Here is a 16314-nt window from a genome sequence, read left to right on the forward strand (position 1 = left end):
TAAGCCTCACAGCGCCGATGGTACTGCAGGGGGGACCCTGTGGGAGAGTAGGACACCGCCGGACTCCTTTTAAACAAAATGGCCACCCAACGCTGGGTGGCCATTTTGCGTTCACACGACGTCAGATTCGACGAGCGTCACCGCCGCAAGCGCGACTCGAGCATGGTTGCGCACTCGCGTACCGCGGCGGCGAGCAACTCCTCGTCGAGATCTGCGCGGCCCCAGGTCACGGCCACTGCCGCAACCGGCCACCCGGCGGGGTCGAGAACCGCGGCGCCGACGCTCCGCAGGCCCTCCGCGACCTCACTGTTCTCCGTCGCATACCCACGCGATCGCACGACTCGCAGCAGCTCGCGCAGTTCGCGCGGCGTACGGGGCCCGACACCGGTGCGATCGGGGAACGCCGACACATCCGGGTAGAGCGCCCGAACCTGCTCCCGGGGCAGTGCAGCCAGCATTGCGCGCCCTGAGGCAGTGAGGTGCGCAGGTAGTCGCACCCCCACGTCGGTCACCAACGCGGGCCGTCGTGGCGCACGCTCCTCGACGATGTAGAGCACGTCTCCGCCGCTCATCACGGCGAGGTGCGCGCTCTCGCCCAGCCGGTCCGACAGGGCGGCCACCAGAGGCCGGCCGCGTCGAGCCAGCGGTTGCTGCCGGGTGTACCCGCTGGCCAGTTCGAAGGCGGACGTGCCGAGGCCCCAGCGTCTCTCCTCCCGCAGGTGCAGCACGAATCCGTGCGCGGCGAGGGTGGTGAGGAGGTGGTAGACCGTCGAGCGGGGCAGATCCAGCTCTCGGGCGATCGCGGAAGCCGCGACCGGCGCGGGGCGGTCGGCGAGAAAGCGCAGGATCCGCAAGGTGTTCTCGGCTGCCGGGACCTGGCCTGTCTGGAACTTGTCTGAGATCACAGACACAGCCTCCCACGGACGGGTGTTCCCGTCGATCTCCCGGGTGTGGAATCGATTCATGACCGAACTCGCCCCCGTGCTGGTCGGCGCGGCTCCGCTGTCGCCCACCGATGTCGTCGCCGTTGCCCGCTTCGACGCTCCTGTATCGATACACCAGGATGCGCTTGCGCGTGTCGCCGAGACCCGTCGAGTGATCGATGGTCTCGCCGCCGACCCTCATCCGCACTACGGCGTCTCCACGGGCTTCGGCGCCCTCGCGACCACGTTCATCGCGCCGGATCGTCGCTTCCAGCTGCAGGCGAGCCTGATCCGCTCGCACGCCGCGGGAACGGGCCCCGAGGTCGAGCGGGAGGTCGTCCGCGGGCTTCAGCTGCTGCGTCTGCAGACACTCGCGTCCGGACGCACGGGGGTTCGCCCGATCGTCGTCGAGACGTACGCCGCACTGCTGAACTCCGGGATCACCGCCGTTGTTCGCGAATACGGCTCTCTCGGATGCTCCGGAGACCTCGCGCCGCTCGCGCACATCGCTCTCGCGGCGATGGGAGAGGGCGAGGTTCGGGATGCGTCCGGCGAGCTGCGGGCAGCCTCGGAGGCGCTCGCCGCCGCCGGCATCGAGCCCCTCACCCTGGTCGAGAAGGAGGGCCTCGCCCTGATCAACGGCACGGACGGCATGCTCGGCATGCTCGTGCTCGCCCTGCATGATCTCGAGACGCTCCTCGTCACCGCAGATGTCGCCGCGGCGATGTCGGTGGAGTCCCAGCTGGGTACCGACGCGGTGTTCGCCGCCGACCTGATGGCCTTGCGGCCTCAGCTGGGACAGGCGGAGTCGGCCGGCAACCTGCGTCTCCTCCTGGCGGATTCCCCGATGGTCGCCAGCCATAAGGGGCCGGAGGATGGACGAGTCCAGGATGCCTACTCGTTGCGTTGCTCGCCCCAGGTGCACGGCACGGCGCGTGACACGATGGCACACGCGGCGATGATCGCCGGCCGCGAGCTCGCCAGTGTGATCGACAACCCGGTGATCACCCCCGACGGTCGTATCGAGTCCAACGGGAACTTCCACGGGGCTCCCGTCGCGGCCGTTCTCGACTTTCTCGCGATCTCCGTCGCCGATGTCGCTTCGGTCTCCGAACGGCGAACGGACCGCGCCCTCGATCCCGCACGCAACCACGGGCTGCCGCCGTTCCTCGCCGAGGAGGTGGGGGTCGATTCCGGACTGATGATCGCGCAGTACGCGGCCGCCGGGATCGTGTCCGAGCTCAAGCGTCTGGCCGTGCCGGCATCCGTGGACTCGATCCCGTCCTCCGCCATGCAGGAGGACCACGTCTCGATGGGATGGGCCGCCGCCCGCAAGCTGCGTCGCGCGATCGACGGTCTCGGCCGCGTCCTCGCGATCGAGATCCTCACCGGCGCGCGTGCTCTCGACCTGCGGGCGCCGCTGCAAGCCGGGCCGGCGACCGGCGCGGTGCGAGACCTCGTCCGTACGGTTGCCGCAGGCCCCGGCCCCGACCGCTTCCTCTCCCCGGAGATGGAGGCCGTCACCGCCCTCGTCCAGTCGGGCGCCGTCGCCCGCATCGCAAAGGAGCACATCCATGACTGAGTCCACTGCACCCGAGTCCACTGCACCCGAGTCCACTGCATCCCGGTCTCGCGTCGTCCGTGCCGCTCGGGGCAACCAGCGCACGGCGAAGAGCTGGGGCGCCGAGGCGGCCAAGCGCATGCTGATGAACAACCTCGATCCCGAGGTCGCCGAGCACCCCGAGGACCTCGTCGTCTACGGTGGCACGGGCAAGGCCGCCCGCAGCTGGGAGGCATACGACGCGATCGTGCGCACCCTCGACGAACTCGAACCGGACGAGACCCTCCTGGTGCAGTCGGGCAAGCCTGTGGGAGTCTTCCGCACGCACGAGTGGGCGCCGCGGGTGCTCATCGCCAACTCCAACCTTGTGGGCGACTGGGCGACCTGGCCGGAGTTCCGCAAGCTCGAGGAGCTCGGGCTCATCATGTACGGGCAGATGACCGCCGGATCCTGGATCTACATCGGCACGCAGGGCATTCTGCAGGGGACGTACGAGACGTTCGCCGCGGTGGCCCGCTCGCTCGGGCTGGAGTCCCTCCGCGGCACGCTCACCCTCACGGGCGGTGCCGGTGGGATGGGCGGCGCTCAGCCGCTGGCCGTGACTCTGAACGATGGCGCCGTGCTGATCGTAGACGTGGACGGGTCGCGTCTCGCGCGGCGCGTCGAGCACGGCTACCTCGACGAGTACACGACCGACCTCGACGCGGCCGTTGCTCGAGTGGTCGCCGCCAAGGAAGCGGGCGAGGCCCTCTCGGTCGGCGTGGTCGGCAACGCGGCCGAGGTGTTCCCCGAACTGCGCCGTCGGGGCGTGCCGGTCGACGTGGTGACCGATCAGACCAGCGCCCACGATCCGCTCGCCTACCTTCCGGTGGGCATCACGGTCGCGGAGTGGAAGGCCGAGGCCGAGCGCGACCCCGAAGCGTTCACCCGCCGCTCGCGCGCGTCGATGGCCGCGCACGTCGAGGCGATGGTGGCCTTCCAGGATGCGGGGGCCGCCGTGTTCGACTACGGCAACTCGATCCGGGCCGAAGCTCAGCTGGGCGGGTTCGACCGGGCTTTCGAGTTCCCCGGGTTCGTGCCGGCGTACATCCGTCCGCAGTTCGAGGAGGGGCGCGGGCCGTTCCGCTGGGCCGCCCTCTCCGGTGATCCCGAAGACATCTACAAGACCGACCGCGCCATCGCCGAGCTCTTCCCCGGCGATGCCGCCCTGCACCGCTGGTTGGAGAAGGCAGGTGAGAAGGTCCACTTCGAGGGGCTGCCCGCCCGCATCTGCTGGCTCGGCTACAAGGAGCGCCACCTCGCCGGACTCAAGTTCAACGAGATGGTCGCCTCGGGCGAGCTGTCGGCCCCGATCGTGATCGGCCGCGATCACCTCGACTCCGGCTCCGTCGCCTCGCCCTACCGCGAGACCGAGTCGATGAAGGACGGCTCCGACGCGATCGCGGACTGGCCGCTGCTGAACGCGCTGCTCAACACGGCCTCCGGCGCGTCGTGGGTGTCGCTGCATCACGGAGGCGGGGTCGGCATCGGCCGCTCCATCCACGCCGGCCAGGTCACGGTCGCCGACGGTTCGGAACTCGCGGCCCAGAAGCTGGAACGCGTGCTGACGAACGACCCGGGCACCGGAGTGATGCGTCACGTCGATGCGGGCTACGAGCACGCTCGCGAGATCGCCCGCGAACGCGGTCTGAACATCCCGATGCTCTGAGAGGCTCAGGACATGGCAACGCTCCTCACGAACATCACGGAATTGACCACCAACCTCGACCGCACCGGGACCCTGGTGGACGCGGCCGTGCTGATCGACGGTGAGCGGATCGCCTGGGTGGGCGCCGCCGCGGACGCACCGGGGGCGGATGAGGTCGTCGACGCCGGTGGGCGTGCGGTGATCCCCGGCTTCGTCGACAGCCACAGCCACCTGGTCTTCGGCGGCGACAGGGCGGCCGAGTTCGAGGCCCGCATGGCAGGGCAGAAGTATGCGGCCGGTGGCATCCGCTCGACCGTGGCCGCCACCCGCGCCGCGACCGACGACGAGCTGCGCGCACGTCTGCGCGGCTTCCTCGACGAGATGCTCGCTCAGGGCACGACGACGGTCGAGATCAAGAGCGGCTACGGTCTGAGCGTCGTCGACGAGGAGCGCCTGGTGCGCCTGGCAGCCGAGGTGACGCCCGAGGTGACCTTCCTCGGAGCGCACGTGGTCCCCGCCGAGTACGCCGACCGAGCGGACGAGTATGTCGACCTGGTCACCGGCCCCATGCTCGCTGCGTGCGCGCCGTACGCGAAGTGGATCGACGTGTTCTGCGAGACCGGAGCTTTCACGGTTGCGCAGTCACGCCGTGTGCTCGAGGCCGGCACCGCGCAAGGACTCTCGCCCCGGGTGCACGCGAGTCAGCTCGGCCCGGGCGACGGTGTCCGTCTGGCGGTCGAGCTCGGCGCGGCGTCGATCGACCACGGCACGTACCTGACGGATGCCGACGTCGACGCACTCGCCGGCTCCGACACCGTGCTCACCCTCCTGCCGGGCGTCGAGTTCTCGACGCGGCAGCCGTATCCGGATGCCCGCCGCCTGATCGACGCGGGAGTGACCGTTGCTCTGGCGTGCGACACGAACCCGGGATCGAGCTTCACCTCTTCGATGCCGTTCTGCATCGCTGTGGCCGTGCGGGACATGGGGATGACCCCGGCCGAAGCCGTCTGGGCGGCGACGGCCGGAGGGGCGAGGGCGCTCCGGCGGGACGACGTCGGGGTGATCGCTCCCGGCGCCAGGGCCGACCTCGTGCTGCTGGATGCGCCCACCCGTGTCCACCTCGCGTATCGACCGGGGGTCCCGCTCGTGCGGCAGGTGTGGAAGGACGGCGTCCAGGTGAGGTGACGCCGTCACTCCGCGATGGCTGCGACCAGCGTGGCAAGCCGCGTCGCGCCATCTCCGGCGACGGTGAGGAACCGAGCCCTCGCATCATGCTCGAGATCATCGGCGAGGTCGAGCAGAGCCTGGTCCATCGCCTCGCGCAGTGCCGGGTCTTCTTCGTCGGGGACGGGGATCGACCGGCGTTCGTCGAGTGGGACGAGCACGACCAGCTCGACGTGGGCGAGAGAGTCCTCGGCGATCTCGATCGCGCGTGGAAGGAGGGCACCCGTGCTCCGCCCGAGCCGTTCGAGGGCCATGAGGTAGGCGGCGAAGTCCAGTGGTCCTCGCTCGGCGATCACGTCCGGCTGCCTCGCCGCGGCCCGCAGGCGTGCGTCCGCGATCCGCAGCTGCCCGACGAAACTCGCCTCCCCGGCGGGATCGCCCACCAAGTCCTCGAGGTCGTCGAACGGGTCGCCGAACGACAGATACTCCGGATGCGCGCTACGGAAATCGGCGATCAGAGTGCTCTTGCCACTCGCGTGCGTGCCGGAGACGACGATCCTCATCGCCGGGACGCGAGGCCGGCGAGCAGTTCGAGCACGCACAGCGCCGCCAGACGGACCGTCCTGGCGTCATCTGCGTCCGCGGTCGCATCGACCTCGGCGAGGTCCGCACTCACCACCCGCGGATCGCGCGCCACGGCACGCGTGAGGGAGCGCAGCTCCCACGCCTGGAGCCCGCCGGGTACGCTTGCCGGGCAGCCGGGGGCGACCGAGCGATCGCAGACGTCGACGTCGATGTCGAGGTGCACACGCTGGGCCGCACCTGCGCCGGCGATGTCGAGCGCTTCGGCGGTGACGTCCTCGATGCCACGACGGCGCACCTCGTCGAGCGTGACGACGCGGATGCCCCAGTCGGACGCGCGCCGCGCATAGGCAGCGGAGTTCGCGAAGTCGGCGATGCCGATCTGCACGATCCTGGTGGGGTCGATCCGGGTGGTCGTCAGCTCCGTCGCTGCGGGGACGTCTTCGACGAGGCGTCGCACCGGCGTGCCGTTGGAGACACCGTCGCGCAGGTCGAAGTGCGCGTCGAACGTGATCAGGCCCGTGGCTTCGGCGCCGAGCGCGACCGGATACGTGAGCGAGTTGTCGCCGCCGAGCGCGATCACGAGCTTCGCCGCCGCGGCGAGTGCACGCACACGGGAGATGACCCTCGCCTCGCCGTCCGCGCCGTCCGGATCACTCACATCGCCGGCATCCGCGATGCGCAGGACCTCGTCGAGGTCGAGCGCCGGCGGTCCCATCAGCGTGGTCCCGTAACGCGGCAGCGCTTCGCGGACGGCAGCCGGCGTCGCGTGGGCGCCGGTCGGCGAGAGCGAGGTGCGCCAGGTCGGCACTCCGAGCAGCACCGCATCGGCCGCACCCGTGAAGGCGGGCCAGGAACCCGCACGAGGCCAGAGGGGGTCGTGACTCAACGGTCGGGAAGTGGATGCCATGGTCAGACTCCGGGGATCAGGGCGTGGGCGAGGGCGAAGATGGCGAGACCCGCGAGGGCGCCGACGAACGTGCCGTTCAGGCGGATGTACTGCAGGTCGCGGCCGACCATGAGCTCGATCTTCTCGGTCGTCTCGGCGGGATCCCAGCGCTCGACGGTGTCGGTGATGATCGAGGCGATGTCGTGCCGGTAGCGGTCGACGAGGAACACGGCGGCGTCCGACACCCAGGTGTCGACGCGGTGCTGGAGGGCGACGTCGGAGGTCATGCGCTCGCCGACTTCCTGCAGCGCCTGGACGGCACGGCGACGCAGCCCGCTGTCGGGGTCGGCGAGAGCGGTCAGCAGGCCGTTCTTCGCGGTGTTCCACGCTTCGGCTGCCAGAGCTCCGACGCGGGGGCTGTCGAACAGTGAGGCCTTGGCGTTCTCGAGCTTCGCACGCGTGGCCGGATCGTTCTGCAGGTTGTCGGCCAGGCGCGACAGGTAGCCGTCGACCGCGATACGAGCGGGGTGGTGGGGATCGGCCTGCACCGCGTGCACGAACTTGACCGCCTCGTGATAGACCGTGTCATCGACGAAGCGATGGGCGAGCTTCGGCACCCAGCCGGGGAGGCGCCGTGAGACGAGCCCGGTGAACGATGCGGCGTTCGCGTCGAGCCACCGGGCGATGCTGTCGGCGGCGAGGTCGACCGCGCCGTGGTGAGCGCCCGCGTCGACGATCTTCTCCAGCCAGGCACCCGCCGGCGGGCCCCATTCCGGCGCCACCAGGTGTTCGCGGGCGAGGTCGGTGATGAGATCGCGCACATCATCGTCGCTCAGCGCACCCAGTACGGCGGTCGCGATCGTCGCTCCCTCGGCTCCCACTCGCTCGGCATGCGCAGGCTCGCGCAACCACTCGCCGGCGCGCAGGGCGATGCGCGTGCTGGACAGCTTGGTGCGCACGACGTCGCCGGCCAGGAAGTTGGTCTCGACGAACTCTCCGAGCGTGCGGCCGATCTCATCCTTGCGGTTCGGGATGATCGCGGTGTGGGGGATCGGGAGCCCGAGCGGGCGGCGGAACAGCGCGGTGACGGCGAACCAGTCCGCGAGGGCACCCACCATCCCGCCCTCGGCAGCGGCGCGGACGTAACCGAGCCAGCCGACTCGCTGCTGGAAAGCGAACGCGATCACGAACACGACGGCCATGAACAGCAGCGCTCCGAGGGCGACCGCCTTCATGCGCCGGAGTGCGCGGAGGCGCTCCTGGTCGGAGGTCGAGAGCTGCGTCATCGGTGTTCGCGGCATGACGTCATCCTTTCACGGTGGCTCGCGCGCGGTACCCGGCGTGTGCCGGCGCTCGTCTCGCGGACCAGACAGTCTCCGGCCCGTGAGGGCGGAGTACCCTCGAGGGGTGATCGAAGACATCAAGAAGCGTGCTCTGCACCGCACCAGCATCCTCGAAGGGCAGATGCGCGGCGTCGCGCGGATGATCGAGAACGAGGAGTACTGCATGGACATCATCACGCAGTCCCGGGCGATCCAGCGCTCCCTCGAATCACTGAACCGGCTGCTCCTGGAGAACCACCTGCGCACCCACGTCACCCACATGTTCGACGAGGGCGGCGAGGAGCGCGACAAGGCCGTCCTCGAACTGCTCAAGGCCTTCGACTTCGACCGCAAGTAGGAGGTCATACGAGGCGCTAATCGGTCGCAAGTTCCGACATTGGCAACGGATACCGTTGCGAATTAATCAAGAGACTTCCGATTTCGCTATACCTGAGCCCTTTCCTGTGCCAGACTCGCCGCAAGCGATTCTCAATGGGGAGGCTCCATGCCCGGCACTCTGCCTGCGTCTTCGGCGACGCTCGACACGCCCACAGCCACCGGTGCGGTACGCATCGACCGCGTCACCAAGCGCTACGGCACCGCCGTGGCCGTCGACGATCTGACCCTCGACGTGCAACCGGGGGAGTTCCTCTCGCTCCTCGGACCCTCGGGCTGCGGCAAGACGACGACGTTGCGCATGATCGCCGGCTTCGAGTACCCCGATACCGGGGACATCAGCATCTCGGGCCGGAGCGTGCTGAGCCTTCCGCCGTATCGCCGCGAGGTGAACACCGTCTTCCAGGCGTACGCGCTGTTCCCGCACCTGTCCGTCGCGGAGAACGTCGCGTACGGACTGCAGCAGCGCGGCGTGCCCAAGTCGGAGCAGCGGACGCGGGTGAGCGAGGCGCTCGACATGGTGCAGCTGCGCAGCTTCGCCGACCGCAAGCCCACCCAGCTGTCGGGTGGTCAGCAGCAGCGCATCGCGCTCTCCCGCGCCCTCATCAACCGCCCCAGTGTGCTCCTTCTCGACGAGCCGCTCGCCGCCCTCGATCGGCAGCTGCGCGAGGAGATGCAGCTCGAGCTCAAGCTCCTGCAGGCGCGGCTCGGCACGACGTTCGTCTTCGTCACGCACGATCAGGCCGAAGCGCTGTCGATGAGCGACCGGATCGCGGTGATGCGAGCGGGCAGGATCGAGCAGCTCGACGAGCCGGCGGCGATCTACGCGGAACCGGCCTCGGCCTATGTGGCCTCGTTCATCGGCCAGCAGAATTTCGTGCACGGAACCGTTCGCTCCGACGGAGAGGCCCTCGACACCGCGATCGGTGCGATCGCCGGTCGCTGGGGCGGGGAGCGGGTCGCCGCCGGTCAGCCGGCCGTCGCCGCGATCCGCCCGGAGTACGTACGGCTCGAGCAGGGCGACGGCGCCGGCGCGCGCGGTCGTGTGCTCAGCGTCTCGCATCTCGGCGAGACCATGCAGGTCGCGGTCCGCGTCGGTGAAGACGCGACGTTCCTCTCCCGGATGCCGGCGCCCACCGCGCCGCGCATCGGCGTGGAGGACGAGGTCCGCTGCGTGTGGGATCCCGCAGACGTGCGACTCTTCGCCGCCGACGGCATCCCGACCACCGCCACACATGTGATCGCGCTTCCCCAGGGGGGAGGGCGGTGACGGGCGCCCCTCCGGTCCGCGTGCTCGCGCACCGGAGCGCCGCCCGCGTGATCCGCGCCGAGTTGTCCCGCCGCGGCTTTCTCGCCACCGCGCTGCTGGCGGGCGGGGCCGTGGTGCTCAGTGCCTGCTCCCCCGGCCAAAACGCTGCGGCGGTGCACGCCAAGGGGGGACCGCTGGAGGACAAGCTCTCCATCTACAGCTGGGGCGATTACGACGCGCCGGAGGTGCTCGAGCAGTTCACCGCGGAGAACGGCCCGCGGATCGTGCTCGACGCCTTCAACTCCAACGAGGAGCTGATCGCCAAGCTCGTCGCGGCCCGAGGCACGTCCGGGTACGACATCGTCGTGCCGACCGGTGTCTTCGTGGGGCCGATGGCCGAGAACGGGCTGCTGCAGAAGTTCAACCTCGACCTCCTGCCGAATCTGAAGCACGTGGCGCCGGAGTTCCGCGGACGCGCCTGGGACCCCGGCAACGAGTACTCGGTGTGCAAGGCCTGGGGGACCACCGGGTTCGTCTACGACAAGCGGGTGATCTCGCGCGAGCTCACGACCTGGAACGACTTCATCGATGCGGCGCAGAACGAGGCGTCCGGATCGACGTCGGTGCTGGACGACCCGGCGCCGCTGCTGGGAATCTACTTCTGGGCGAACGGCATCGACTGGACGACGACCGACCCCGACGACCTGGACGCGGTCGAGAACTTCCTCGTGAAGGAGCTCGCGCCGCACATCTCGGCGTTCGACTCCTACCCGGGTGGCTCGTCGATCCCCCAGGCCTCGCACGCGCTGCTGCAGTCCTACAACGGCGACGCGCGCCTTGGCATCTTCGAGTCCGACGACCCCGACCGCTGGCAGTGGGTGCTCGGGAGCCCGGCCACCGAACTGTGGATGGACAACTGGGCGATCGCCGCCGGAGCGCCGCACCCCGAGGCTGCCCACGCGTTCATCAACTTCGTCCTGCAACCCGATGTACAGCTCGCGCAGGTCGACTACATCGGCTACGACACCGGCATCGCAGGCGTCCGCGAAGCCGCGGAGGCTGCGGGTCTCGAACGGCTCGACATGGTGTTCTTCGACGAGGAGCAGGTGCAGACCATGCATGAGGGCAAACTGACGGACGCCCAGGACCGCGTCGTCGCGATCTGGAACTCGATGAAGGCGGCCGCCGGTGCCTAAGCTCAAGTTCGGTCTCGCGATCCCCGCCTGGGTGTGGCTGCTCATCTTCTTCGTCGCGCCCATCGGCATGGTCATCGTCTTCAGCTTCGGCTACAAGCCGAGCATCTTCGCCACCCATGCCCTCGACCACCTCTCCTTCGACCGCTACCTCGAGGCGCTCTCGCCCACGTTCTTCAGCACCTTCCTGAACACGCTGTGGATCGGCATCCTCGGCACGCTGTTGTGCCTGGTGATCGGGGCTCCGGTCGCGTACTGGATCGCCGTGAAGGCACCGCCGTCGAAGCGCGGGCTGCTGCTGGCCCTGGTCATGGTGCCGTTCTGGACGAACTTCCTGGTGCGCACGATCGGCTGGCAGGTGATCCTCGCCCCGGAGGGCTGGCTGTCGCAGCTGCTCCAGGGAATCGGGGTGATCCCCGGCCCCCTCGACCTGCTGTACTCGCGGGGCGCCGTGCTGCTCGGGGTGGTCTACAACTACCTGCCGCTCATGATCCTCCCGCTCTTCGTCGCCTTCGACCGGGTCTCCGGTCCGCTGCGCGAGGCGAGCAAGGACCTGGGCGCGAACAGTGCGACGACCTTCCTCCGAGTGACCGTTCCCCTGGCCAGACCGGGCATCATCGCGGGGGTGCTGCTGGTGTACATCCCGCTCATGGGCGACTACATCACCGCCACGGTCCTCGGCGGCGCGAAGGGCAACATGATCGGACAGATCGTGGCGAGTCAGTTCCAGACGGCGCAGAACTGGGCGCTCGGCTCGGCGATGGCCGTCTTGCTGATCATCGTCATCATGATCTCGATCGCGGTGGCTGCCGGACTGCTCTGGCTCGTCCTGCTGCCGCTCAGACAACGCAACCGACTCGTCCTGGGGGAGCGCTCATGAGTGCACGCCGTGGAGCAACACGTTTCCTGCTGCCGATCTGGGCGGGGCTCGTCTTCCTGTTCCTGTTCCTGCCGATCCTGGTGATCATCGTCTACTCCTTCAACGTCGGACGCCTGCTGGTCTCGTGGGACCACTTCGGCTTCGACTCGTTCCTCGCCATCGTGAACAAGCCGGCGATCCGCGACGCGGTGCTGGTGTCGGTGCGCACAGGGCTGCTGGCCGCCCTGCTCGCGACAGCGCTCGGAACCCTGGCGGGTATCGCGATGGCGCGCAATCCCGGCAAGTGGGTGTGGTGGTTCCTCGGGCTCCTGCTGCTCGTGTCGGTCACCCCCGAGATCGTGGACGCCGTCGCGCTGTTGCCCTGGCTGGTCTTCCTCGGCCAGGATGCCGGGATCGGGATCTTCAACGACGGCACCATGAGGCTCGTCGTCGGGCAATCGCTGTTCTCGATCGCGATCGTGTCGTACATCGTCCGGGCGCGACTGGTGGGACTCGACGCGCGACTGGAAGAAGCCTCTGCCGACCTGTACGCCCCGCCCGTGCGGACCTTCCTCAAGATCACGCTGCCGCTGGCGATGCCGGCCGTGCTCGCCGGGTTCCTGCTCTCGTTCACGCTGAGCCTCGACAACACGGTCGTGTCGGCGTTCGTGCAGGTGTCCGGCACGACCCCGTGGCCGGTGTACGTGCTCAGCGCCCTGCGCAGCGGACTGCGTCCGGAGATCGCGGCGGTGTCGACCATCATGCTCGTGCTCACGCTCCTCGCCTTGGCGCTGGTGGCGGTGGTGCTCAAGCGGGCCGGTGACTCGGCGACCGAGATCGCCCGCACGATGGCGGGGGGCTGACCGTGGCATACGCGGACCTGGTCTTCGCCGGTGGTTCCCGGGGCGGAAGGGTGTTCCTCGCCGACGCGGCGCGCTCGACCGCCCGTGCCGTCGCGGTCACGGACGGCCGGATCAGTGCGATCGGTCACGACCTCGCGGGGCTGATCGGCCCGGACACCGAGGTCGTCGATCTCGACGGAGGGCTGCTGGTCCCCGGGTTCCAGGACGCGCACGTGCACCCGGTGTGGGGCGGGCTCGATATGCTGCGGTGCGATCTGTCCGCCCTGGCCACGCGCGAGGAGTACCTGGAGCGCATCGCCGAGTATGCGGCGGAGCACCCCGACGACGAGTGGATCCTCGGGGGAGGGTGGCAGATGTCCGCCTTCCCCGGTGGCACCCCGACGGCGGTGGACCTCGACACGGTCCTGCCCGATCGCCCCGCATTCCTGCCCAATCGTGACGGGCACGGCGCATGGGTGAACTCCCGTGCGCTCGCGCTCGCCGGGATCACCCGCGACACACCGGATCCCGCCGACGGCCGGATCGAACGGGATGCCGCAGGCGAGCCGACCGGCACGCTTCACGAGGGCGCGATGGGGCTGGTGAACCGGCTCCTTCCGAAGGAGGCGCCCGAACGTCTGGTGGAGGCGCTGCTGCAAGGACAGCGATATCTGCATGCCTTCGGCGTCACGGCGTGGCAGGACGCGATCGTCGGCACCGAGTACGGCGACGCCGGCGACCCGCTCCCCGCTTACCGCGCAGCAGCCGCCTCCGGAGCGCTGACTGCTCGGGTCGTCGGCTCGCTCTGGTGGGATCGTTCGCGCGGGCTGGAGCAGATCGACGACATCGTGCGGCGTCGGGACGAGAGCGCGGTGGGACGGTTCCGCGCCCGCAGCGTGAAGATCATGCAGGACGGTGTGGCTGAGAACTTCACCGCGGCGATGCTCGAACCCTATTGCGATGGCCACGGGCATCCGCGCGAGGACTCCGGCATCTCGTTCGTCGAGCCGGAGCTGCTCAAGGAAGCTGCGACCCGACTCGATGCGCTCGGGTTCACGCTGCACTTCCACGCCATCGGCGACCGGGCCGTGCGCGAGTGCCTCGACGCGGTCGAAGCAGCCATCCTGCGCAACGGCCCGCGCGGAAACCGGCACCACATCTCCCACATCCAGGTCGTGCACCCGGATGACATCCCCCGGTTCCGCGCGCTCGACGTGACCGCGAACATGCAGATGCTGTGGGCCACGCTGGAGCCGCAGATGGTCGACCTCACCATCCCCTTCCTCGGGGAGACGCGCAGCGCCTGGCAGTACCCCTTCGGCGATCTGCTGCGCTCCGGCGCCGTGCTCGCCGCGGGAAGCGACTGGTCGGTCAGCACGCCGAATCCGCTCGCCGCGATGCACGTGGCCGTGAACCGTCGATCGGCTCCGACCGAATGGGAGGGCGACTACCCGCCGTTCCTGCCGGAGCAGGCGATCGACCTCGGCACCGCGCTCGCCGCCTACACTGCGGGTTCCGCCTTCGTGAATCACCTCGACGACACCGGCACGATCGCGGTGGGGATGCGAGCGGACCTGGCCCTCCTCGACCGGGACCCGTTCGTGCACCCCGCCGGCGAGATCGGCCTCACCGAAGTGCGCGGCACCTGGGTCGAGGGCGTGCGAGTGTACGACGCAGCCGGGGAAGGCGGACGCCCCTCAGGCCGGGTCGAGGCGCAGCACGTCGGGTGATTCGCCGCCCGTGAGGTCGTCGGCGATGCGGATGCTGCGAGCCAGGTCGTCGAGTGCGCCGGTCAGCGTGCCGAACCGCTCCTTGTCGCTGCAGACGGCCGTCAGTGTGACCAGGTGCGTCCCGGTGTCCCAGGTGTACGTGGCGAAGGGAGGGGACGCGGGGGACGGCGGCATCGGGACGAGCAGCTTCTCACCCACTCCGAGCCGGGTGGGGAAAGACTCGGTGTCGTCGTAGTCCATCGGCATCGAGGCCCGTGCGATCCGCACCTCCGGGGTCAGGGCCTGCGCGGTGGCCATCGCGACGACCAGTTCCGGCTCCGCCTTCCAGGTCCACACCAGGACGCGGCCGTCGGCCCGCTTCATCATCATCGGCGCGGCCTGGCTCATCGCCCAGGCGCCGAAGCGGGAGCCGGGGCGCTCGGTGGCGCCGACCGCGGCGTTGACCTGGCCCAGCAGCATCCGGATCGCCGCTTTGCGGTGGCGGCGTCCCTTCCACCCCAGCGAGTCCGTCACGGGAATCCACAGCTGGGGATCGGCGTCGGCAGTCAATCGCATGCTCCCACGTTAATGGCTGAGGCTGAGGGGATGCCGGTATGCCTCGGCCGCGGGATCAGGGCGCTCGGGTAGAGTGGCCAGCGCCCGACCAGGGCTCCTCCTTGGCCGCCACATCGTAAGGCAGCATGTCTGTGACCTCCTCCGACGATCCGATCGATCCGTCGAGCGGCCCCGCCGCCGAATCCGCGCCCCGTCCTCTGACGATCCTCATCGGCGCCGACACGTTCGCGCCCGACATCAATGGTGCGGCGCGCTTCGCCGAGCGTCTCGCCGCGGGCCTCGTGCAGCGCGGGCACGACGTGCACGTCTCCGCACCGAATCAGGCGTACCGCCGCGCCCAGCCGCACACCGAGGTCATCGAGGGCGAGCCGATGACGCTGCACCGGTTGCCGTCGGTGCGCTGGGCGCCGCACGACTGGCTGCGATTCGTCTGGCCGTGGCGCTCCAAGCACTACGCGCGCACGGTGCTCGACCGGGTGCAGCCCGATGTCGTGCACATCCAGTCGCACATCGTGATCGGTCGCGGCCTCGCGCGCATCGCGAAGCAGCGCGGCATCCCGGTCATCGCGACCAACCACGTCATGGCCGAGAACATCCTCGACCACACCACGATGCCGAAGTTCATCGACGACTTCGTGTTGAAGCTCGCCTGGGCCGACGCGAAGCGGACGTTCGATCTGACGCGTGCGATCACCACCCCCACCCGCCGCGCCGCGGACTTCCTGGAGAAGACCGTGGAGGTCCACGGCGTCATCCCCGTCAGCTGCGGCATCGACCGTGCGCAGTACACACCGGTGATCGGGCCGCGCGAGAAGAACCGCATCGTCTTCGTCGGGCGCCTCACCGCCGAGAAGCAGGTCGAGGTCATCCTCAAGGCGATGACGAAGCTCGATCCCGCGCTCGAGACGACCTTCGACATCGTCGGCGGGGGAGATCAGCGCAAGCAGCTGGAGCACCTCACCGCCCAGCTCGGGCTCGCCGATCGCGTCACGTTCCACGGGCGCACGAGCGACGAGGAGTTGCGTGCGCTGCTGTCCCGCGCGAGCCTGTTCGTCATCGCGTCGATCGCGGAACTCCAGTCCATCGCGACCATGGAGGCGATGGCCTCGGCCTTGCCGGTCGTGGCCGCGGACGCTGTGGCGCTGCCGCACCTCGTGCACGACGGCGAGAACGGCTACCTGTTCGAGCCGGGGAACGTCGACGAGCTCGCCGCGCGCCTGACCGACGTCCTCACCGCGGATCCTGCGGAGTACGAGCGGATGCAGCGGGCCTCACTGGACGGCGTCGCGATCCACGACATCAACCGCACCCTCGACACCTTCGAGGCGCTGTACCGCGACGAGCCGCTGCCGGAGTAGCGGT

The 16314-nt window shown here is 69.4% G+C and carries 15 protein-coding genes and 1 rRNA gene; 11 read left to right on the forward strand and 5 right to left on the reverse strand.

Features of this window, described 5'->3' with window-relative positions; genetic code table 11:
- A 5S ribosomal RNA gene (gene rrf, locus LC041_RS17460) occupies positions 1-64 on the forward strand; the annotation flags it as partial.
- Positions 65-137: 73 nt separating this feature from the next.
- Here rrf and LC041_RS00005 read toward each other — a convergent pair.
- Positions 138-905: an IclR family transcriptional regulator gene (locus LC041_RS00005; protein ID WP_226530919.1), complete on the reverse strand. Its 768-nt coding sequence runs from the start codon at positions 903-905 to the stop codon at positions 138-140.
- Positions 906-963: 58 nt separating this feature from the next.
- On the opposite strand from LC041_RS00005, the gene hutH reads away from it, so the two are divergent.
- From hutH to hutI, 3 genes are read left to right on the forward strand one after another with little or no spacing between them, the layout of a single operon-like run.
- Positions 964-2505, forward strand: coding sequence for a histidine ammonia-lyase (gene hutH / locus LC041_RS00010; RefSeq protein WP_226530920.1), 1542 nt, complete (start codon positions 964-966; stop codon positions 2503-2505).
- On the forward strand, positions 2498-4192 hold the full coding sequence (hutU, locus tag LC041_RS00015) for a urocanate hydratase (protein WP_226530921.1): 1695 nt from the start codon (positions 2498-2500) through the stop codon (positions 4190-4192). The genes hutH and hutU overlap by 8 nt, the downstream gene beginning before the upstream one ends.
- Positions 4193-4204: 12 nt before the next feature.
- On the forward strand, positions 4205-5356 hold the full coding sequence (gene hutI, locus LC041_RS00020; RefSeq protein WP_226530922.1) for an imidazolonepropionase: 1152 nt from the start codon (positions 4205-4207) through the stop codon (positions 5354-5356).
- A gap of 5 nt (positions 5357-5361) precedes the next feature.
- Here the strand turns inward: hutI and LC041_RS00025 are convergent, their stop codons facing one another.
- Genes LC041_RS00025 through LC041_RS00035 form a run of 3 tightly spaced genes read right to left on the reverse strand, consistent with a single transcriptional unit; the run spans position 5362 to position 8107 of the window.
- Positions 5362-5898: an AAA family ATPase gene (locus LC041_RS00025; RefSeq protein ID WP_226530923.1), complete on the reverse strand. Its 537-nt coding sequence runs from the start codon at positions 5896-5898 to the stop codon at positions 5362-5364.
- Positions 5895-6827 carry an arginase family protein gene (locus LC041_RS00030; RefSeq protein WP_226530924.1) on the reverse strand — a complete coding sequence of 311 codons (933 nt, stop codon included), beginning with the start codon at positions 6825-6827 and terminating at the stop codon, positions 5895-5897. Before LC041_RS00030 ends, LC041_RS00025 begins: the two co-directional genes overlap by 4 nt.
- A gap of 2 nt (positions 6828-6829) precedes the next feature.
- On the reverse strand, positions 6830-8107 hold the full coding sequence (locus LC041_RS00035) for a DUF445 domain-containing protein (RefSeq protein ID WP_226530925.1): 1278 nt from the start codon (positions 8105-8107) through the stop codon (positions 6830-6832).
- 106 nt (positions 8108-8213) lie between these two features.
- On the opposite strand from LC041_RS00035, the gene LC041_RS00040 reads away from it, so the two are divergent.
- From LC041_RS00040 to LC041_RS00065, 6 genes are all read left to right on the forward strand, one after another.
- Complete coding sequence (locus LC041_RS00040; protein WP_017202671.1) at positions 8214-8486, forward strand: metal-sensitive transcriptional regulator; 273 nt, start codon at positions 8214-8216, stop codon at positions 8484-8486.
- A gap of 147 nt (positions 8487-8633) precedes the next feature.
- Positions 8634-9794: an ABC transporter ATP-binding protein gene (locus tag LC041_RS00045; protein WP_226530926.1), complete on the forward strand. Its 1161-nt coding sequence runs from the start codon at positions 8634-8636 to the stop codon at positions 9792-9794.
- Positions 9791-10969, forward strand: coding sequence for a polyamine ABC transporter substrate-binding protein (locus tag LC041_RS00050; protein ID WP_226530927.1), 1179 nt, complete (start codon positions 9791-9793; stop codon positions 10967-10969). Before LC041_RS00045 ends, LC041_RS00050 begins: the two co-directional genes overlap by 4 nt.
- Positions 10962-11846 carry an ABC transporter permease gene (locus LC041_RS00055; RefSeq protein WP_226530928.1) on the forward strand — a complete coding sequence of 295 codons (885 nt, stop codon included), beginning with the start codon at positions 10962-10964 and terminating at the stop codon, positions 11844-11846. Before LC041_RS00050 ends, LC041_RS00055 begins: the two co-directional genes overlap by 8 nt.
- Positions 11843-12688 carry an ABC transporter permease gene (locus tag LC041_RS00060; RefSeq protein WP_226530929.1) on the forward strand — a complete coding sequence of 282 codons (846 nt, stop codon included), beginning with the start codon at positions 11843-11845 and terminating at the stop codon, positions 12686-12688. The genes LC041_RS00055 and LC041_RS00060 overlap by 4 nt, the downstream gene beginning before the upstream one ends.
- Positions 12689-12690: 2 nt before the next feature.
- Positions 12691-14397, forward strand: coding sequence for an amidohydrolase (locus LC041_RS00065; RefSeq protein ID WP_226530930.1), 1707 nt, complete (start codon positions 12691-12693; stop codon positions 14395-14397).
- Here the strand turns inward: LC041_RS00065 and LC041_RS00070 are convergent.
- Positions 14365-14952: a hypothetical protein gene (locus LC041_RS00070; RefSeq protein ID WP_226530931.1), complete on the reverse strand. Its 588-nt coding sequence runs from the start codon at positions 14950-14952 to the stop codon at positions 14365-14367. The genes LC041_RS00065 and LC041_RS00070 overlap by 33 nt on opposite strands.
- Positions 14953-15077: 125 nt before the next feature.
- Between LC041_RS00070 and LC041_RS00075 the strand changes: the two genes are divergently transcribed.
- Positions 15078-16310, forward strand: a complete 1233-nt coding sequence (locus LC041_RS00075; protein ID WP_226530932.1) for a glycosyltransferase — start codon at positions 15078-15080, stop codon at positions 16308-16310.
- The last annotated feature ends 4 nt before the right edge of the window (positions 16311-16314 follow it).

It is taken from the genome of Microbacterium paraoxydans (assembly GCF_020524545.1).
GTDB lineage: Bacteria > Actinomycetota > Actinomycetes > Actinomycetales > Microbacteriaceae > Microbacterium > Microbacterium paraoxydans_C.